The sequence below is a fragment of the Pseudomonas gingeri genome, assembly GCF_013386115.1.
Classification (GTDB): domain Bacteria; phylum Pseudomonadota; class Gammaproteobacteria; order Pseudomonadales; family Pseudomonadaceae; genus Aquipseudomonas; species Aquipseudomonas gingeri.
This window is the reverse complement of the sequence record NZ_JACAOR010000008.1, coordinates 317,442-337,417: the sequence shown is the minus strand read 5'-3', so window position 1 is coordinate 337,417 and position 19,976 is coordinate 317,442. Positions and strand designations below refer to the sequence as shown.

Sequence of the window (19,976 nt, the reverse complement as noted above, 5' to 3'; positions counted from 1 at the left end):
CCTGCGGCCGGGGATCGCCAGCAAGCCGGCTACCACAGTAGTGTCTTACAGCCCTTGCTTGAGGCTGGCCACCAGGTATTCGTCGATGTCGCCGTCCAGCACCTTGTCGCAATCGCTGCGCTCGATGTTGGTCCGCAGATCCTTGATCCGCGAGGCATCGAGTACGTAGGAGCGGATCTGGTGACCCCAGCCGATATCCGACTTGGTCTCTTCCAGGGCCTGGGAAGCGGCGTTGCGCTTCTGTACTTCCTGTTCGTACAAGCGTGCCCGCAACATCTTCATCGCGGTGTCCTTGTTCGCATGCTGGGAACGTTCGTTCTGGCAGCTGACCACGGTGTTGGTCGGGACGTGGGTGATCCGTACCGCCGAGTCGGTGGTGTTGACGTGCTGGCCACCGGCACCGGAGGAACGATAGGTATCGATCCGCAGGTCGGCCGGGTTGATGTCGATTTCGATGTTGTCATCGATTTCCGGCGACACGAAGACCGCCGAGAACGACGTGTGGCGACGGTTGCCGGAGTCGAACGGGCTCTTGCGCACCAGGCGGTGCACGCCGATCTCGGTGCGCAACCAGCCAAAGGCGTATTCGCCCTTGATATGCACGGTCGCGCCCTTGATCCCGGCGACTTCGCCGGCGGACAGTTCCATGATGGTCGCGTCGAAACCGCGCTTGTCGGCCCAGCGCAGGTACATGCGCAGCAGGATGTTGGCCCAGTCCTGGGCTTCGGTGCCACCGGAGCCGGCCTGGATATCCAGGTAGGCGTGGTTCTGGTCCATTTCGCCGCTGAACATGCGACGGAACTCCAGTTTTTCCAGGGCCTCGCGCAGGCGCTCCACTTCGGCGGCGACGTCGTCCACGGCGCCCTGGTCTTCCTCGGCGGCAGCCATTTCCAGCAGGTCGCGGGCATCGGCCAGACCGCTGGACATTTCATCCAGGGTCTCGACGATCTGGGCCAGCGCAGAGCGCTCGCGTCCCAGGTTCTGTGCGTATTCGGGGTTGCTCCAGACAGCCGGATCTTCAAGCTCGCGATTGACTTCGGTCAGGCGCTCATGCTTTTGATCGTAGTCAAAGATACCCCCGAATAGTTTCGGAGCGCTCGGACAGGTCCTTGATACTGTTAAGGATCGGGTTGATTTCCATGGCGGGCAGCACTCGTCGGTGAACTTTTGAAAGCCGACGAGTATAACCGAATTGTAACCATCCAGGCAGCCCGCTTGGCGGGGTGGAGGCCGCCACGGGATCAATTTTTTCTCCGGCCGCTCATTCCCCCTGGCCGATCCCCACCTGATTGCGCCCGTTGTTCTTCGCCGAATACAGCCCCTTGTCCGCCGTCGAGATCAGTTCGCGGCAGTTGCTGCCCTGTTGCGGCGTCATGGTCGACAGACCGATGCTGATGGTCAGCACGGAGCCCTCGCCCGGCATATTGTGCGGAATCTTCAGGCCCGCCACGGTCTGGCGCAGTTTTTCCGCCACCAGCCGCGCCCCGCCCTGGGACGTATTGGGCAGCACCAGCGAGAACTCCTCGCCGCCGTAACGCGCCGGCAGGTCCGACGGTCGGCTGCTGGCCTCGCGAATCGCTTCCGCCACCTTGCGCAAGGCCTCATCGCCTTCCAGGTGACCAAAGCTGTCGTTATAGGACTTGAAGTAATCCACGTCGATCATCAGCAACGACAGTTGCGTCTGCTCGCGCTGCGCCCTTCTCCATTCCAGCTCCAGGTACTCGTCGAAGTGCCGGCGGTTAGACAGCCCGGTCAGGCCGTCCGAGTTCATCAGGCGCTGCAGGACCAGGTTGGTGTCGAGCAACTGCTGCTGGCTGACCCGCAGGGCACGATAGGCCGCATCGCGCTGCAACAGCATCATGTAGGAGCGCGAGTGGTAGCGGATACGTGCCACCAGCTCGATGTTGTCCGGCAGCTTGACCAGGTAGTCGTTGGCCCCGGCGGAAAACGCCGCGCTCTTGATCAGCGGATCTTCCTTGGTGGACAGCACGATGATCGGGATGTCCTTGGTCGCCGGGTGATTACGGTATTCACGCACCAGGGTCAGGCCGTCGAGCCCCGGCATCACCAGGTCCTGGAGAATCACCGTCGGCTTGATCCGGATCGCCTGGGCGATGGCTTGATGAGGATCGGCGCAGAAATGGAAATCGATATTGGTTTCCGAGGCCAGGCCGCGCCGTACCGCTTCGCCGATCATGGCCTGGTCGTCGACCAACAGCACCATCGCGGCGTTCTCGTCCGTGGGTTTGAAACCATCCAGTTGTAAATCATTCATGCGCGGTCACCTGCATTACTGCGTTCAAGCCAGGCGGGCTGGTTGCAAGGTTCATGTGGGGAAGATCTCCAGCAAACGTGGCGAGATCCTGTTCAGTGAGCGAATTTCCACGGCGGCGTCGATGGCGGCAGCTGCCTTGGGCATGCCATACACCGCACTGCTCGCCTGGTCCTGGGCAATCGTCAGATAGCCTCGCTCACGCATCAATTTCAGTCCCTGGGCACCATCGCGGCCCATGCCGGTGAGCAGCACGCCCACCGCGTCGCCCTTCCAGTAGCTGGCGACACTTTCGAAAAACACATCGATGGAGGGACGATAGATTTCATTCACCGGCTCGGCGGTATAGGCCAGGGTGCCGTCCTGCAACAGCCGGATATGGTGATTGGTGCCGGCGAGCAGCACAGTACCACTTTGCGGCGCCTCGCCCTCGCGGGCCAGCCGGACGGGCAGTCCGCAGGCCGTGCTGAGCCATTCGGCCATGCCGGCGGCGAATACCTGGTCCACGTGCTGGACCAGCACGATCGCCGCCGGAAAGTTGACCGGCAACCCTTTGAGCAAGGTTTCCAGGGCCGCCGGACCACCGGCCGAAGAACCGATGGCCACCAGTTTCTGCCGTGAGCCATTGTCCCGGCCGGGAGTCGCAGCGCTGCGCACCCGGCTGCCACGCTGGCCGATCAGCCAGCCGATATTGAGGATCTTGCGCAACAGCGGCGCGGCGGCCTCCTTCGGGTTGGCCCCGCCGATGGCCGGTGTGTCGACCACATCCAGCGCGCCATGGCCCATGGCCTCGAAGACGCGGTGGACGTTCTGCTGGCGGTCGACGGTGACGATGACGATCGCGCACGGTGACTCGGCCATGATCCGGCGCGTGGCCTCGACACCGTCCATGACCGGCATGATCAGGTCCATCAGGATCAGGTCCGGAGTGTCTTCGGCGCAGAGCTTCACCGCCTCGGCGCCATTGCTAGCCACCCAGACCAACTGGTGCGCCGGCTCGAACGCCAGGGCGCGGCGCAGGGCCTCGACCGCCATGGGCATGTCATTGACGATTGCGATCCTCATCCCTGGGCGCCTCCAATCAGCTCTACCACCGCGTCGAGCAACGCGTCGTCATGGAAGCTGGCCTTGGCAAGATAATAGTCGGCCCCGGCGTCCAGTCCACGCCGACGGTCTTCTTCACGATCCTTGTAGGACACCACCATCACCGGCAGCGATTGCAGGCGATTGTCTCGACGCAACAGTGTGACCAATTCAATCCCGTCCATGCGCGGCATATCGATATCGGTAATCAGCAGGTCGAAGTCTTCGGCACGCAGGGCGTTCCAGCCGTCCATGCCATCCACCGCGACCGCCACCTCGTAACCCCGGTTGAGCAGCAGCTTGCGTTGCAGTTCGCGTACGGTCAGGGAATCGTCGACCACCAGGATGCGCTTGCGCGCGGCCTCGCTGGTCTGGCGATTACGCCGGTCGATACGTTCCAGGCGCCCGGTATTGAGCAGTTTTTCCACCGAGCGCAGCATGTCCTCGACATCGACGATCAGCACCGCCGAACCGTCGTCGAGCAAGGCGCCGGCGGAGATGTCCTGGACCTTGCCCAGGCGTGGGTCGAGTGGCAGCACCACCAGGGTACGTTCGCCGATAAAACGCTCGACCGCCACCCCATAGACCGCATCGCGCTCGCGGATCACCACCACCTTGAGGCTCTCGCCCACGTGTTCGCTGGCCGGCCGCTGCAACAACTGGCTGGCCGCCACCAGGCCGACATGCCGGCCTTCGTGCCAGAAGTGCTGGCGACCTTCCAGTTGCACGATTTCCTCCGGTTCGAGGTCGCGCATCCGCTCGATATGCGCCAGCGGGAAGGCGTAGGCTTCGCCGCCGACCTCCACCACCAGGCTGCGCACCACCGACAGGGTCAACGGCACTTCCAGATGGAAACGACTGCCCTGCCCGGTCGTCTGCTCCAGCACCACCGCACCGTGCAGTTGCCGGACCATATGCTGCACGGCATCCAGGCCGACGCCGCGCCCGGAGACTTCGGTCACCTTGTCCCGCAGGCTGAAGCCCGGCAGGAACAGGAAGGTCAGCAGTTCCTCCTCGCTGAGCTGCGCGGCGGTCTCGGCCGGCGACAGCTGGCGTTCGACGATATTGCGGCGCAGGCGTTCCAGGTCCACTCCACCGCCGTCGTCGCTCAGTTGCAGTACCAGGAGACCGGCCTGGTGCGAGGCACGCAAGCGGATCAGGCCTTCGGCGGGCTTGCCGGCCAGCAACCGCTGATCCGGACTTTCGATACCGTGATCGACCGCGTTGCGCAGCAGGTGGGTCAGCGGCGCCTCGAGCTTTTCCAGGACATCGCGGTCGACCTGGGTCTTCTCGCCCTCGATCTCCAGCCGCACCTGTTTACCCAGGCTGCGCCCGAGGTCGCGGACCATGCGTACCTGTCCATTGAGCACATCGGCGAAGGGCCGCATGCGACAGGCCAGGGCGGTGTCATAGAGCACCTGGGCACGCTGGCTGGCCTGCCAGCCGAACTCGTCGAGTTCGACGGTCTGGGCGGTGAGCATCTGTTGCGATTCGGCGAGCAGGCGCCGGGCATCGGCCAGGGCTTCCTCGGCTTCCAGGCTCAGGCCCACGCTCTTCAGGTGGTCGTTGAGCGTGTCCAGGGCCCGCAGGCCGTTGCTCTGCATGCGCCGCAAGCGTTGCAGGGTGGCCAGGTACGGCTTGAGCCGCTGGGTTTCCACCAGGGATTTGCTCGACAGGTCGAGCAGGCTGTTCAAGCGTTCGGCGGTGACCCGCAACACCCGCTCGCCCCCCTCGGTGGTGACGCGCCGGCCTGGCACGACGGCTTCGGGCTCGACCGTGGTCGGCAACGGTTCGGGTTCCGGCATCGACACCACGACCGGCGCAGGCGGCGGCTCGACCGCGGCGGGCGCAACGGTCGGCGCGACGCGGGCACCCGGGGCCGCCGGGTCGAGCAAGGCGTTCATCAACTGGACATAGGCCTCGACATCCAGCGGCCCGACATTGGCGCTGCCCGGCGTGGCGATGCGCATGAGCATGTCGGTGCCCTGCAGCAAGGCATCGATATGTTCCGGCTGCAGGTACAAGCGCCCTTCCTGGGCGCTGACCAGGCAATCCTCCATCACATGGGACACGCTCACCCCGGCGTCGACCCCGACAATCCGCGCCGCGCCCTTGAGCGAGTGGGCGGCGCGCATGCAGGCTTCAAGCTGGTCGGCCTGGGTCGGGTTACGCTCCAGCGCCAGCAGGCCGGCGCTGAGGACCTGGGTCTGGGCCTCGGCCTCCAGGCTGAACAGCTCCATCAATGAGGAGTCACGCATTTGATCGGGGGTCATGTGAGGCTCCGGGTCACGGCCGACAGCAATTGCTCTTCATCCAGCCAGCGCAGGCTGCGCCCCCTGAACGGCAGGACGCCCCGGGTATACCTGGCGCTGGCCTGGGGCCCGGCGGCGGACGCATTGTCGAGCAGGCGCTGGTCGATGGCATGAATCCCGTCGACTTCATCCACCGGCACCACCACCGGCCCGCCCTGGGCACCGATGATCAGCATGCGCGGCATGACCCGGCCGCTGGAAGTGACCGGGACATTCGCTTCCAGCCCCAGCAGCTCCACCAGCGACAGGCAGGCCACCAGCGCCCCGCGCACATTGGCAACGCCGAGCAGGGCCCGCGAACGCTGGTGCGGCAGGGAATGGATCGGCTGCAAGGGTGCCACCTCGACCAGGCAGCGCGTGGCCAGGCCCAGCCATTCTTCCCCGAGGCGGAACATCAGCAGCGAACGGGTGGCGATCTCTTCGCCCGCGGCCACCGTCGCCTGTTGGTGATGTTCCTGCTGCAGGGCATAACGGTCCAGCAGACGCGTGGCGGCGGCGGAATACACCGAGCAGTTGCGGCAATGGATATGGTCCGCCAGCAGCGGACAGGACTTGTCGCCGTGGATACCGATGCGGTTCCAGCAATCGTCGATGACTTCGGCGTCTTCATGGGTCAGGTTCAGGGCTGTCAGACCGCTCATCGTTCACGCTCACTGTCAGGGGCACGCCCACTACGGGCGGCGCGGTCCTGCAATCGCCGGGCACCGGCCACATCGCCCCGGGACGCCAGCAAGGCGGCCAGGTGGGCCAGGGCCTCGGGATGTTGCGGTTCAAGGTACAACGCCTTGCGGTAGAAGCCCTGTGCCTCCAGCACGCTGCCGGCGACATCGCTGAGCAGGCCGAGCCAGTAGAACACCTGGGCCACCGGTTCATGTTGCTTCAGATAGCTTTCGCAAGCCTCACGAGCCTCGTTGCTGCGGCCTTCATTGGCCAGGTCGGCAATTCGCGCGAGCAGGGCCGTGGCGTCGTTCGAGGGTGCAGCCGCGGGGGCTGGCATGGCCGGCGCGGCGACCATGAAGGGTCGAGGACGCACCTTCGCCACGGCAGCGATGCCTGGCGGCGCACGGACTGGTAGCGGCGGCGGTGGCACAAAAGACGGTGCTGGCGCGGGCTCGATCGCCTCCTGCCGCCGGAATGCAAACGACTGCGGGATACCGATGGAGCGCATGCCCATGCGGCCCAGCAGATTGCCCTCGGCCGGACCGATGAACAGCACGCCGTCGGCATGGGTCAGGCGCTTGAGGATCTCGAACACCTGTTTCTGGGTGTCCAGGTCGAAATAGATCAGCAGGTTGCGGCAGAACACGAAGTCATACACTTCGCCGACCAACAGGCCCGGATCCAGCAGGTTGCCGGCGCGCAAGCGCACCTGTTCGCGCACCCGCTCGCTGATCAGGTAGCCGTCGTTCTGCGCGGTGAAGTGCTGCTCGCGAAACCCGATATCCTGCCCACGAAACGAGTTCTTGCCATACACCCCCCGCCGGGCGCGCTCCACCGACAACGGGCTGACATCCATGCCGTCCACCTTGAACTGATGCGGCGCCAGGCCGGCATCGAGCAAGGCCATGGCAATCGAATAGGGTTCTTCGCCGGTGGAGCACGGCAGGCTGAGGATCTTCAGCGCGCGCATGCCGCGACGTTGCGCCAGCAGTTCATGGGCCAAGCGGGCCAGGGTCGAGAAAGATTCCGGGTAACGGAAAAACCAGGTTTCCGGAACGATCACCGCCTCGATCAGCGCCTGCTGCTCATCGGCGGAGCCTTGCAGGCGGCTCCAGTACTCATCGGCGGTGGCCGCCTGCAACTGGCTGCAACGCTGGCGTACGGCCCGTTCGATAATGGCCGGGCCGACCGAGGCGACATCCAGGCCGATACGCTCCTTGAGAAAATCGAAGAAGCGCTGGTCACTGCTCATTGCAGACCCTCGGCAGCTTCGGGAAACAGCAGTTGGCGAACTTCGCCACTGAGCAGCTCATTGACGCGGATGCGTTGTACCAGGCCCTGTTCGTCTTCGCGCACCGGCCCCAGGTAGGGAGCCTGGCGATTGTCCAGGCCATAGGGCTGGAAGTCCGCCGGATTGCAGCGCAGGGTATCGGTCGCCTGTTCGAGCACCAGGCCGAGCAGGTGTCCGTCCACCTCGGGCCGAGGCCGGTAATGCACCAGCACCAGCCGCGTGCTGGTGCGGGCGGCGGCGGGTTGGCCGAAGGTCATGGCACTGACGTCGATCACCGGGACCATCAGCCCGCGGTGGGCAAACACCCCCGCGACCCAGGCCGGCGCATGGGCGATCGCCTTGAGTTGCAGGCGCGGCAACACCTCCGACACCTCGACAGCCTCCAGCGCATAGCGCTCGCCGCCAATGCGAAAGACCAGGAACAGGCTGTTCCTGGACGGCGCGCTGGCGACGCGCTTAGCCACCAACTCGCTCATCAGACTTTGAAACGCGAAACGCCGCTGCGCAGCCCCACCGCGACCTGGCTCAATTCATCGATGGCGAAGCTGGCCTGGCGCAGGGATTCGACGGTCTGGCTGCTGGCATCGCCCAGTTGCACCAGCGCGTGGTTGATCTGCTCGGCGCCGGTGGCCTGGGCCTGCATGCCCTCGTTGACCATCAGCACGCGCGGCGCCAGGGCCTGGACCTGGTGAATGATCTGCGACAACTGCTCGCCGACCTGCTGTACCTCGAACATGCCACGGCGCACTTCTTCGGAGAACTTGTCCATGCCCATGACCCCGGCGGATACCGCCGACTGGATTTCCCGGACCATCTGCTCGATGTCGTAGGTGGCCACGGCGGTCTGATCGGCGAGGCGCCGCACTTCGGTGGCGACCACGGCGAAACCGCGCCCGTACTCCCCGGCCTTCTCGGCCTCGATCGCGGCATTGAGGGACAACAGGTTGGTCTGGTCGGCGACCTTGACGATGGTCACCACCACCTGGTTGATATTGCCCGCCTTCTCGTTGAGGATCGCCAGCTTGGAGTTCACCAGGTCGGCGGCGCCCATCACCGAATGCATGGTTTCTTCCATCCGCGCCAGGCCTTGCTGGCCGGAACCGGCAAGCACCGACGCCTGGTCGGCGGCGGAGGACACTTCGGTCATGGTGCGCACCAGATCGCGGGAAGTCGCGGCGATCTCCCGCGACGTCGCACCGATCTCGGTGGTGGTGGCCGCGGTTTCGGTCGCCGTGGCCTGCTGCTGCTTGGAGGTGGCGGCGATCTCGGTGACCGACGTGGTGACCTGGACCGACGAGCGCTGGGCCTGGGACACCAGGGCGGTGAGTTCGGTCATCATGTCGTTGAAGCCGGTTTCCACCGCGCCGAATTCATCCTTGCGCGCCAGGTTCAAGCGGCTGCTGAGATCGCCGGTGCGCATGATCTCGAGGATATCGACGATGCGCTGCATTGGCGCCATGATCGCGCGCATCAGCAGCAAACCACAGAAACCGGCAGCCAGCACCGCGATCAGCAGGGAAACGCCCATGCTGATCTTCGCCGCCGAGACCGCCTCGGTAATCGAATCGGTGGCGTGATCGGCCACATCCTTGTTCTGGGTGATGATGTCATTGAGCTGTTTGCGCCCGTCCATCCAGGCCGGACTCATCTGCGTGTTGAACTGGCGGATCGCCTCGTCGTTCTGCTTGTGCTGGTAGAGATCGAGCACAGTGGCCAGGGTCTTGTTGTAGACCTCGTGTTCACGCTTGAAGACATCGAACGCCGCCTGGTCTTCGCTGGTATTGATGGTCTTCTGATAGGCGTCGATCTGTGCCAGCAAACGGTTGGCGAAGTTCTTGTACTGCTCCTGGTCAGCCGGACTGATCACGCCGTCGGCACTGAACCCCAGCAACTGCTGGGTCAGCACATAGCTGTCGACCCAGGCACTGCGAATCATGGTGCTGTAGTAGACGCCGGGAATCGCGTCGGTTCGCACGCTCTCTTCACTGGACTCGATCGACAACAACCGGGAATAAGAAGCGACAACCATCAACAACATGATCGCGATGATTACCGCAAAACTCGCCAGTATTCGTTGGCGCAAAGTCCAGTTCTTCACAGTCAGTCCTCAAGAGCCATTCAAATGGAAGGCAGTATAGCCGAGGGTGTGCCATCATTTATGCACGGGTTACGGCTTGGATTACAAACAAAGGGAATATAGCCGACAGTCTACGTCTACCCTGACTAAGGTACTTGCCGATACTACATACAGAAGCTGCCAGTCTTAGTTAGAAGCAAATTGCCACTAGTCATGGCAATCATCATATAACCCTTACGGCCCAGGAACCTAGTTCATGCCCGTTCTGTCCAGCCTGCGCAGCCGTTTTGCGCTACTCATCGCGTTGTTGGTCGGTCTGCTGAGCTGGTTGCTGGGTTCTTTCATCAGTCACGACTCCAGCGTGCGGATGCGTGGCGAGATCGGCCAGGACCTGGCTGAAGTCTCCTACCAGATGTCCGACCGGCTGGACCGGGCCATGGCCAACCGCATTCATCTGCTGAGTGTCATCAGTCGCCTGAATGTCCTGCAGCAGCCCCGCGACCTGACACAAGTCCGCCAGTTACTCGAACACCTGCAACAGGAATTCCCGGACATTGCCTGGCTGGGCATGCTCGATACCCAGGGCCGGGTACGGGCCGCGACCGGCGGCATTCTCCAGGACAGCAACATCAGCGAGCGCCCGGTGTTCAGCCAGGGCCGCGACCACCTGTTCGTCGGCGACGTCCACGACGCCGTGCTGCTCTCCAGGCTGCTGCCCAATCCCAGCGGCGAAACGCTGAAATTCGTCGATATCAGCCTGCCGATCTTCAATGGCGAAAGTGGCGAGGCCCGACAGAACATCGGCGTGCTGGCCGCGCATCTTTCCTGGACCTGGGCCGAAGGCATGCGCCAATCGGCGATGGCGCCCATCAAGGCACGGCGCAATGTCGAGTTTTTTCTCGTGGCGTCCGACCACCGGGTATTGCTCGGGCCGCGCGACAGCATCGGCCAGCCACTGGAACTGCCGCTGCTGAAAGGCCTCGACAGACAGCTGCCGCGTTGGGGCGTGCAACGCTGGCCGGATGGCAACGACTACCTGACCGGCGTGGCCCTGAGTCGCGGCCATGACCACTACGACGGCCTGGGCTGGACCGTGATCACCCGCCAGACACTCGAGGAAGCCTATGCCCCGGCCAAGGAGCTGCAGCGTGACATCCTGGTCTGGGGCGTTGCCCTGGCGGTGATCATCGCCTTTGTCGGCTGGCTGCTGGCGACCTGGTTCACCCGGCCGCTGCAGGCCATCGCCAAGGCCGCGGACCGCCTGAGTGTCGGCGAATCGATGGAGATCCCGGAGATCAGGGGCACCCGGGAAATCGCCCAGTTGAGCCAGTCGATCCGGCATCTGGTGGACAGCCTGAGCAACCAGCAGACCGCCCTGGGGATGATGGAAAGCCTGGCGCACCACGATGCGCTGACAGGGCTGCCCAACCGCGCGGCCCTGGAGAAGTACCTGCCACGGGCGCAGCAACGCAGCCAGTCACAAAACAACTGCCTGGCACTGCTGTATCTGGACCTGGACGGGTTCAAGCCGATCAACGACCAGTTCGGTCATGCCGGCGGCGACGAGTTGTTGAGAGAAGTCGCCGGCCGCCTGCGCGCCTGCCTGCGCGAGGGCGACATGGTCGCGCGCCTCGGCGGCGACGAGTTCCTGATGGTGCTGCAAGTGCCGCGCAGCGATGCGCTGAACCAGGCCCGGGCCATTGCCAACCGCGTGCTCGTCAGCCTCGGTCAGTCGATCATGCTGCACAAGGTTGCGGCGCGGATCGGTTGCAGCATCGGCGGGGCTGTCTGGCCCCTCGACAACCCGGACCTGAGCGATGTGCTCGGGTTGGCCGACCAGGCCCTGTACCGGGCCAAGCATGCGGGCAAGGGACAGGCGCACTTTCACCAGTCGGAAGAGGTGTCGCCGGGCCTCTAGCGCCCGGCTCCCGGACCGCTTCGCGGGCAAGCCCGCTCCCACAAGTTCCGAGCCCTACGCGAGCCCTCGTTTCAACTCGATCACTGTGGGAGTGGGCTTACCCGCCCCAACAAGTTCCGAGCCCTACGCGGGCCCTCGTTTCGACTCGATCACTGTGGGAGCGGGCTTGCCCGCGAAGAGGCCGGCAGCCCTCCCACTCTGTCAGAGCGAAGCCTGGCGCACCTGCCGCTCCAGTTCCAGTTTCAGCCCCGGCTCCAGCCGCAACTGCCGCGACAGCTCATCCAGATACGCCTTTTCCATGAAGTTCTCTTCGTCCACCAGCAGCACGCTGGCGATATACATTTCCGCGGCCATCTCCGGTGTGCTCGCGGCCCGGGCGACATCGGCCGGATCCAGTGGCTTGTTCAACTCGGCGTGCAACCACTGTTGCAACTCCCGGTCGTTGCCCAGCTTGCTGAACTCGCCTTCGATCAACTCCCGCTCACGGGCATCGACATGCCCATCGGCCTTGGCCGCCGCCACCAGCGCCTTGAGAATTGCCTGGCTGTGCTGTTCGACCTGCGCCGGCGGCAGGCGGTCGAGGGTCTGCGGCTCGCCCCGGGGCGCACTCGCCTGCTGCGCCTGCCAGTTGCCATAGGCCTTGTAGGCCAGCACGCCCAGTGCCGCCAGGCCGCCGTAGGTCAGCGCCTTGCCGCCGAACTGGCGGGCCTTCTTGTTACCGAGCAGCAGGCCCATGGCGCCCGCCGCCAACGCCCCGCCACCGGCCCCGGAAAGCAGGCTGCCCAGGCCGCCGGAACCACCGCCGAGCAGACTGCCGAGCGCCCCCTTGTCAGCGGACTTGTCCTGTTTGCCCCCGGCCTGATTCTGCAACAGGTCCTGGCCGGACTTGAGTAACTGGTCGAGCAACCCACGGGTATTCATCGGCAGACTCCGTAAATGGCGAATAGACCCACAGAGTAAAACGACCCGTCATACGGTGGTCGGCGAGAGTGCTTCCAGATGTTGCGCGGCTTTTGCCTGAATCCTGACTCACCGATCAAGCCATCGATTAAAAAGATATACACTGGTGTGCATCCATAAAAACAACTCGCCGAAATAACCGGCAAGGGTATTTCTCCCATGATGACCCTGCGTCAGATCCGACACTTTATCGCCGTGGCCGAGACCGGCTCGATCTCGGCCGCCGCCCAGGCGGTGTTCATTTCCCAGTCGACCCTGACCCTGGCGATCCAGCAGCTTGAGCAGGAAATCGGCGTCAGCCTGTTCAACCGTCACGCCAAGGGCATGACCCTGACCCACCAGGGCCACCAGTTCCTGCGCCAGGCGCACCTGATCCTGGCCACGGTCGACAATGCCAAGCGCAGCCTGCAACAGAGCACCGACCAGGTCGCCGGGCAATTGACCGTCGGCGTGACCAGCCTGGTGGCCGGTTACTACCTGGCCGACCTGCTGACCCGCTTCCAGCGTGCCTACCCCAATGTGGAAATCCGCGTGATGGAAGACGAGCGGCCGTATATCGAGCACTTGCTGGTCAGCGGTGAAATCGACGTCGGCGTGCTGATCCTCTCCAACCTGGAAGACCGCCATGCCCTGCAGACCGAGGTTCTCACCCATTCGCCGCACCGTCTCTGGCTGCCGGCCCAGCATCCCTTGCTGGAACACGACAGCATCAACCTCGCCGATGTCGCCCGCGAACCGCTGATCCAGCTCAACGTCGACGAGATGGACCGCAATGCCCAGCGCATGTGGCGCGGTGCCGGCCTGCAGCCACGGATCAGCCTGCGCACCGCTTCCACCGAAGCGGTGCGCAGTCTGGTGGCCGCCGGCCTGGGCCTGTCGATCCAGCCGGACATGACCTACCGACCCTGGTCCCTGGAGGGCGACATCATCGAAGCCCGCTCCCTCGCCGACCTGAGCCAGACCCTGGACGTCGGCCTGGCCTGGCGCCGCGGCACCGCGCGACCGACCCTGGTGGACCCGTTCCTGACCGTCGCCCGTGAACAACCCCATGGCGGGCGCAAGCCATCTATTTAATCGAACGCTGCTTTCAGTATTTAGTATTTGTCGACCTCTCGTCCGGCCTCTAGTCTCTTGCCATCCATATAGAGAAAGGCCGGACTCCAGCTGCAAGGGAAGCTCCAATGGCCACACAAGAAAAGAGAACTCGCAAAATGGCTGGCGCGCACCCGACCCCGCTGTTCACCTCGCTGCTGATCGACGGTGAACTCGTTGCCGGCCTTGGTTTCGTGGAACCGATCCTCAACCCGGCCACCGGCGAGGTGCTCACGCATATCGCCGAAGCCAGCACCGAACAGGTCGAAAGCGCCATCCTCGCCGCCCACCGGGCCTTTGCCGGCTGGTCGCGCACCACGCCGCAGCAACGCTCGAACATCCTCCTGGCCATCGCCGACGCGGTGGAGAAAAACGCCGACCTGCTGGCTCGCCTGGAATCGCTGAACTGCGGCAAGCCGCTGCACCTGGCCCGCCAGGATGACCTCAGCGCGACCGTCGACGTGTTCCGCTTCTTCGCCGGGGCCGTGCGCTGCCAGACCGGGCAACTGTCCGGCGAGTACCTGCCGGGCTATACCAGCATGGTCCGCCGCGACCCGATTGGCGTGGTCGCCTCCATCGCGCCGTGGAACTACCCGATCATGATGGCCGCATGGAAAATCGCCCCGGCCCTGGCCGCCGGCAACACCCTGGTATTCAAGCCCTCAGAACACACGCCGCTGTCGATCCTGGCCCTCGCCCCGGCGCTGGCCGAGTTGTTGCCGGCGGGCGTGATCAATATCGTCTGCGGTGGCGGCGAAGGGGTCGGCAGCCATCTGGTCAGCCATCCGAAGGTGCGCATGGTGTCGCTGACCGGCGATATCGTCACCGGCCAGAAGATCCTCCAGGCCGCCGCGAAAAGCGTGAAGCGCACCCACCTGGAACTGGGCGGCAAGGCCCCGGTGATCGTCTGCGACGACGCGGATATCCAGGCGGTGGTCGAAGGCGTGCGCAACTACGGTTACTACAACGCCGGCCAGGACTGCACCGCCGCCTGCCGGATCTACGCCCAGGCCGGGATCCACGACAAATTGGTGGCCGAACTCGGCGCTGCCGTCAGCAGCCTGCGCTTTGCCGGTAAACGCGACGCCGACAACGAGATCGGCCCGCTGATCAGTACCCGCCAGCGCGACCGCGTCGCCAGTTTCGTCGAGCGGGCCCTGGGCCAGCCGCACATCGAGCGCGTCACCGGTGCCGCCGTGCACTCCGGCGCCGGCTTCTATTACCAGCCCACCCTGCTCGCCGGCTGCCGGCAGAGCGACGAGATCGTCCAGCGCGAAGTCTTCGGACCGGTGGTCACCGTGACCCGCTTCGACGAACTGAGCCAGGCGGTGGACTGGGCCAACGATTCGGAATACGGCCTGGCCTCGTCGGTCTGGACCCAGAACCTGGATAAAGCGATGCAGGTCGCCTCGCGCCTGCAGTACGGCTGCACCTGGATCAACAGCCATTTCATGCTGGTCAGCGAAATGCCCCACGGCGGCCTGAAACGCTCCGGCTACGGCAAGGACCTGTCCAGCGATTCGCTCCAGGACTACAGCGTGGTGCGCCATATCATGGCGCGCCACGGCCAGCATCTGTAACACGCACTACGCTAACAAGAAGCCACAACCGGCATGTAGTACCCGTTCGACTGCCCCGACCATAATTAAAGTAGAGGGAAACCCCATGTTCGCGCACAAGACCGCACTGCTCAGTGCACTCACCACCGCCTTGCTGGCCAGCGCCAGTCTCCAGGCCGCCGAACCGCTGAAAGCTGTCGGTGCCGGCGAAGGCCAACTCGATATCGTCGCCTGGCCGGGCTATATCGAACGGGGTGAAAGCGACAAGGCCTATGACTGGGTCACCGGTTTCGAAAAGGAAACCGGCTGCAAGGTCAGTGTGAAGACCGCCGCCACCTCCGATGAGATGGTCAGCCTGATGGCCAAGGGCGGCTACGACCTGGTCACCGCTTCGGGCGACGCGTCGCTGCGCCTGATCGTCGGCAAGCGGGTGCAGCCGATCAACCCCGAGTTGATCCCGAACTGGAAGAACCTCGACCCGCGCCTCAAGGATGCGCCGTGGTACGTGGTCAACAAGCAGACCTACGGCACTCCCTACCAGTGGGGCCCGAACGTGCTGATGTACAACACCAGCGTGTTCAAGCAGGCACCGACCAGCTGGGCGGTGATCTTCGACGCGCAGAACCTGCCGGACGGCAAGCCGAACAAGGGCCGCGTACAGGCCTATGACGGCCCGATCTATATCGCCGACGCGGCGCTGTACCTCAAGTCCGCCAAGCCGGAACTGGGGATCCAGAACCCCTATGAACTGACCGAGACCCAGTACAAGGCGGTCCTCGACCTGTTGCGCGCGCAGCAGCCGCTGATCCATCGCTACTGGCACGACGCGACCGTACAGATGAGTGACTTCAAGAACGAAGGCGTCGCCGCCTCCAGCTCCTGGGGCTACATGGTCAACGGCCTGCAGGCCGACAAGCAGCCAGTGGCCTCGACCATTCCGAAGGAAGGCGTCACCGGTTGGGCCGACACCACCATGTTGCATGCCGATGCCAAGCACCCCAACTGCGCCTACAAGTGGATGGACTGGTCGCTGCAACCCAAGGTCCAGGGTGACGTAGCGGCCTGGTTCGGTTCCCTGCCGGCGGTTCCCGCGGCGTGCAAGGGTAGCGAGTTGCTCGGCGCCGAAGGCTGCAAGACCAACGGCTTCGACTCCTTCGACAAGATCGCCTTCTGGAAAACCCCGCAGGCCGAGGGCGGCAAGTTCGTGCCGTACAGCCGCTGGACCCAGGACTACATTGCGATCATGGGCGGTCGCTAAACCCCTGGGAGCTGGCTTGCCAGCGATGAGGCCCATGAGCCTTGCAGCGTCCATCCGGACGCCATCGCCAGCAAGCCGGCTCCTACAAGGGATCTGTGTCGAATACCGGGTTTGAGTACGACACAACCCCTGTAGGAGCTGGCTTGCCAGCGATGAGGCCCGTGAGCCTTGCAGCGTCCATCCGGACGCCATCGCCGGCAAGCCGGCTCCTACAAGGGATCTGTGTCGCACAACGAGCTTGCGTACGACACAACCCCTGTAGGAGCTGGCTTGCCAGCGATGAGGCCCATCAGCCTTGCAGCGTCCATCCGGACGCCATCGCCGGCAAGCCGGCTCCTACAAGGGATCTGTGTCGCACAACGAACTTGCGTACGACACAACCCCTGTAGGAGCTGGCTTGCCAGCGATGAGGCCCATGAGCCTTGCATCGCCCATCCGGACGCCATCGCCAGCAAGCCGGCTCCTACAAGGAGTCCGTGTCGCACAACGAGCTTGCGTACGACACAACCCCTGTAGGAGCTGGCTTGCCAGCGATGAGGCCCGTGAGCCTTGCCGCGTCCGAACAGACAGCGCAATGCCAGCCAGATCGCTGTTCACCGTTTCAGATTTTTCAGAAGTCCAGGCCAGGCCGCTGCAACGGCCCTCGCCTTTTTGGAGCACCGCATCATGACGCTTGCAGTCCAGTTCACCCACGTTTCCCGTCAGTTCGGCGAAGTGAAAGCCGTTGACCGGGTTTCCATCGATATCCAGGACGGCGAGTTCTTTTCCATGCTCGGCCCTTCCGGCTCGGGCAAGACCACCTGCCTGCGCCTGATCGCCGGCTTCGAACAACCCAGCGCCGGTTCGATCCGCATCCACGGCGAAGAAGCCGCCGGGCTGCCGCCCTACCAGCGTGACGTGAACACCGTGTTCCAGGATTACGCGCTGTTCCCCCATATGAACGTGCGCGACAACGTCGCCTACGGCCTGAAAGTCAAGGGCGTCGGCAAGAACGAACGCCTGGCGCGCGCCGAGGAAGCCCTGGGCATGGTCGCCCTCGGCGGCTATGGCGAGCGCAAGCCGGTGCAGTTGTCCGGCGGCCAGCGCCAGCGCGTGGCCCTGGCCCGTGCCCTGGTCAATCGCCCACGGGTGCTGCTGCTCGACGAGCCCCTCGGCGCCCTGGACCTCAAGCTGCGCGAGCAGATGCAGGGCGAACTGAAGAAGTTGCAACGCCAGTTGGGCATCACCTTTATCTTCGTCACCCATGACCAGACCGAAGCGCTGTCGATGTCCGACCGCGTCGCGGTGTTCAACAAGGGCCGCATCGAGCAGGTCGACACCCCACGCAACCTCTACATGAAACCGGCCACCACCTTCGTCGCCGAATTCGTCGGCACCTCCAACGTGATTCGCGGCGAGTTGGCCAGGCAGTTGAGCGGCAGCGACCTGCCCTTCTCGATCCGCCCGGAACATGTGCGTTTCGCCGAAGGCCCGGCACAAGGCCACGAAGTCGAAGTCAGCGGCCTGCTGCACGATATCCAGTACCAGGGCAGCGCCACCCGCTATGAGCTGAAGCTGGAGAACGGCCAGACCCTGAATATCAGCCAGGCCAACACCCAGTGGCTGGACACCAGCGCCCAGCACCAGACCGGCCAGCGCATCACCGCGCGCTGGGCGCGGGAAGCCATGACTGTGCTGGCGAGCGAGGTGTGACATGAGCACTCTGGCCCTGACACCCACGACGGCAAGCCCGTCGCTGATGCGACGGTTCTCCAACCTGCTCTACCGCCGTCCCAACTTCTATCTGGCGTTGCTGCTGGTGCCGCCACTGATCTGGTTCGGCGCGATCTATCTCGGCTCGCTGCTGACCCTGCTCTGGCAAGGCTTCTACACCTTCGACGATTTCACCATGGCGGTCACTCCGGACCTGACCCTGGCGAACTTCGCCGCGCTGTTCAACCCGTCGAACTTCGACATCATCGTGCGCACCCTGAGCATGGCGGTGGTGGTGTCGATCGCCTCCGGGATCGTCGCCTTTCCCATCGCCTACTACATGGCGCGCTACACCACCGGCAAGACCAAGGCGTTCTTCTACATCGCGGTGATGATGCCGATGTGGGCCAGCTACATCGTCAAGGCCTATGCCTGGACCCTGCTGCTGGCCAAGGGCGGCGTCGCCCAGTGGTTCGTCCAGCACCTGGGACTGGAACCGCTGCTGCAATTCGTCCTGGGTATCCCCGGGATCGGCGGCAGCACCCTGTCGACCTCGCACCTGGGCCGCTTCATGGTGTTCGTCTATATCTGGTTGCCGTTCATGATCCTGCCGATCCAGGCGTCCCTGGAGCGCCTGCCGCCGTCCCTGCTGCAAGCCTCCGCCGACCTCGGGGCGAAGCCGCGCCAGACCTTCATGCAGGTGATCCTGCCGCTGTCGATCCCGGGCATTGCCGCCGGCTCCATCTTCACCTTCTCGCTGACCCTGGGCGACTTTATCGTGCCGCAGCTGATCGGTCCGCCCGGCTACTTCGTCGGCAGCATGGTCTACGCCCAGCAGGGGGCCATCGGCAACATGCCGATGGCGGCCGCCTTCACCCTGGTGCCGATCGTGCTGATCGCCGTCTACCTGTCCATCGTCAAACGCCTGGGGGCCTTCGATGCACTCTGACTCTTCATCCCAAGGGCGGGCTTCCCTGGGCCTGCGTATCGCCGCATGGGGCGGGCTGGTGTTCCTGCACTTCCCGATCCTGATCATCTTCATGTACGCCTTCAACACCGAGGACGCGGCCTTCAGCTTCCCGCCCCAGGGCTTCACCCTGAAGTGGTTCAGCGTGGCCTTCGCCCGTCCGGACGTGCTGGAAGCGATCAAGCTGTCGCTGCAGATCGCCGCCATCGCCACCCTGATCGCCATGGTCCTCGGCACCCTGGCCTCGGCCGCGCTGTATCGCCGCGACTTCTTCGGCAAGCAGGGCATTTCGCTGATGCTGATCCTGCCGATTGCCCTGCCGGGGATCATCACCGGGATCGCCTTGCTGGCGACCTTCAAGACGCTGGGGATCGAGCCGGGGATGTTCACCATCATCGTCGGCCACGCGACCTTCTGCGTGGTGATCGTCTACAACAACGTCATCGCCCGGCTGCGGCGCACCTCCCACAGCCTGATCGAAGCCTCGATGGACCTCGGTGCCGATGGCTGGCAGACCTTCCGCTACATCGTCCTGCCGAACCTCGGCTCGGCGCTGCTGGCCGGCGGCATGCTGGCGTTCGCCCTGTCGTTCGACGAGATCATTGTCACCACCTTTACCGCCGGGCATGAACGCACCCTGCCGATCTGGCTGCTCAACCAGCTCAGCCGACCGCGGGACGTACCGGTCACCAACGTGGTCGCCATGCTGGTGATGATGGTCACCATGCTGCCGATCCTCGGCGCCTACTACCTGACCCGCGGCGGTGAAAGCGTGGCCGGCAGTGGCGGTAAATAACCCTTTCAACAAGTGGCCGCCCGAGCCCGCTCCCACAAG

General features: G+C 64.2%; 16 protein-coding genes. 7 read left to right on the top strand and 9 right to left on the bottom strand.

The features are described 5' to 3' along the window. Positions 1–45: 45 nt before the first annotated feature. The 8 genes from prfB to HX881_RS17450 form a co-directional block, all read right to left on the bottom strand. Positions 46–1,141 (bottom strand): peptide chain release factor 2 gene (gene prfB / locus HX881_RS17485; RefSeq protein WP_100221073.1). Its coding sequence is split into 2 segments (ribosomal slippage): positions 46–1,068 and positions 1,070–1,141, totalling 1,095 coding nucleotides; the frame shifts between segments, so codons are not numbered across the junction. A gap of 120 nt (positions 1,142–1,261) precedes the next feature. After that, entirely contained in the window at positions 1,262–2,275 is a 1,014-nt protein-coding gene (locus tag HX881_RS17480) for a response regulator (protein ID WP_017127082.1), read from the bottom strand. 51 nt (positions 2,276–2,326) lie between these two features. Continuing rightward, a complete protein-coding gene (gene cheB, locus HX881_RS17475; protein ID WP_042935710.1) occupies positions 2,327–3,337 on the bottom strand; it encodes a chemotaxis response regulator protein-glutamate methylesterase in 1,011 nt (336 codons plus the stop codon). Continuing rightward, entirely contained in the window at positions 3,334–5,628 is a 2,295-nt protein-coding gene (locus HX881_RS17470; protein ID WP_177085690.1) for a hybrid sensor histidine kinase/response regulator, read from the bottom strand. Before HX881_RS17470 ends, cheB begins: the two co-directional genes overlap by 4 nt. Then, complete coding sequence (locus tag HX881_RS17465) at positions 5,625–6,308, bottom strand: chemotaxis protein CheW (RefSeq protein ID WP_017127080.1); 684 nt, start codon at positions 6,306–6,308, stop codon at positions 5,625–5,627. The genes HX881_RS17470 and HX881_RS17465 overlap by 4 nt, the downstream gene beginning before the upstream one ends. Beyond that, positions 6,305–7,579 carry a CheR family methyltransferase gene (locus HX881_RS17460; RefSeq protein ID WP_177085688.1) on the bottom strand — a complete coding sequence of 425 codons (1,275 nt, stop codon included), beginning with the start codon at positions 7,577–7,579 and terminating at the stop codon, positions 6,305–6,307. The genes HX881_RS17465 and HX881_RS17460 overlap by 4 nt, the downstream gene beginning before the upstream one ends. Next, positions 7,576–8,094 carry a chemotaxis protein CheW gene (locus HX881_RS17455; RefSeq protein WP_177085686.1) on the bottom strand — a complete coding sequence of 173 codons (519 nt, stop codon included), beginning with the start codon at positions 8,092–8,094 and terminating at the stop codon, positions 7,576–7,578. Before HX881_RS17455 ends, HX881_RS17460 begins: the two co-directional genes overlap by 4 nt. Further along, a complete protein-coding gene (locus HX881_RS17450; RefSeq protein WP_177085684.1) occupies positions 8,094–9,716 on the bottom strand; it encodes a methyl-accepting chemotaxis protein in 1,623 nt (540 codons plus the stop codon). Before HX881_RS17450 ends, HX881_RS17455 begins: the two co-directional genes overlap by 1 nt. A 235-nt stretch (positions 9,717–9,951) precedes the next feature. Here HX881_RS17450 and HX881_RS17445 point away from each other — a divergent pair, with 235 nt between their 5' ends. Further along, complete coding sequence (locus HX881_RS17445; protein WP_177085682.1) at positions 9,952–11,613, top strand: diguanylate cyclase domain-containing protein; 1,662 nt, start codon at positions 9,952–9,954, stop codon at positions 11,611–11,613. Positions 11,614–11,814: 201 nt separating this feature from the next. Here HX881_RS17445 and HX881_RS17440 read toward each other — a convergent pair whose 3' ends face one another. Beyond that, the gene (locus HX881_RS17440; protein ID WP_177085672.1) at positions 11,815–12,534 is read right to left on the bottom strand and encodes a tellurite resistance TerB family protein; all 720 of its coding nucleotides are present in this window, start codon (positions 12,532–12,534) and stop codon (positions 11,815–11,817) included. Positions 12,535–12,732: 198 nt separating this feature from the next. Here HX881_RS17440 and HX881_RS17435 point away from each other — a divergent pair, with 198 nt between their 5' ends. The 6 genes from HX881_RS17435 (at position 12,733) to HX881_RS17410 (ending at position 19,937) form a co-directional block, all read left to right on the top strand. Continuing rightward, positions 12,733–13,647: a LysR family transcriptional regulator gene (locus tag HX881_RS17435; protein ID WP_017127074.1), complete on the top strand. Its 915-nt coding sequence runs from the start codon at positions 12,733–12,735 to the stop codon at positions 13,645–13,647. A 107-nt stretch (positions 13,648–13,754) separates the two neighbouring features. Next, the gene (locus HX881_RS17430) at positions 13,755–15,245 is read left to right on the top strand and encodes a gamma-aminobutyraldehyde dehydrogenase (RefSeq protein ID WP_177085670.1); all 1,491 of its coding nucleotides are present in this window, start codon (positions 13,755–13,757) and stop codon (positions 15,243–15,245) included. A gap of 85 nt (positions 15,246–15,330) precedes the next feature. Continuing rightward, the gene (gene ydcS / locus HX881_RS17425) at positions 15,331–16,482 is read left to right on the top strand and encodes a putative ABC transporter substrate-binding protein YdcS (protein ID WP_017127072.1); all 1,152 of its coding nucleotides are present in this window, start codon (positions 15,331–15,333) and stop codon (positions 16,480–16,482) included. A 666-nt stretch (positions 16,483–17,148) separates the two neighbouring features. Continuing rightward, positions 17,149–18,174: an ABC transporter ATP-binding protein gene (locus HX881_RS17420; RefSeq protein ID WP_177085668.1), complete on the top strand. Its 1,026-nt coding sequence runs from the start codon at positions 17,149–17,151 to the stop codon at positions 18,172–18,174. A gap of 1 nt (position 18,175) precedes the next feature. Continuing rightward, entirely contained in the window at positions 18,176–19,123 is a 948-nt protein-coding gene (locus tag HX881_RS17415) for an ABC transporter permease (protein ID WP_177085666.1), read from the top strand. After that, entirely contained in the window at positions 19,113–19,937 is an 825-nt protein-coding gene (locus tag HX881_RS17410) for an ABC transporter permease (protein WP_017124037.1), read from the top strand. Before HX881_RS17415 ends, HX881_RS17410 begins: the two co-directional genes overlap by 11 nt. Positions 19,938–19,976 lie beyond the last annotated feature (39 nt).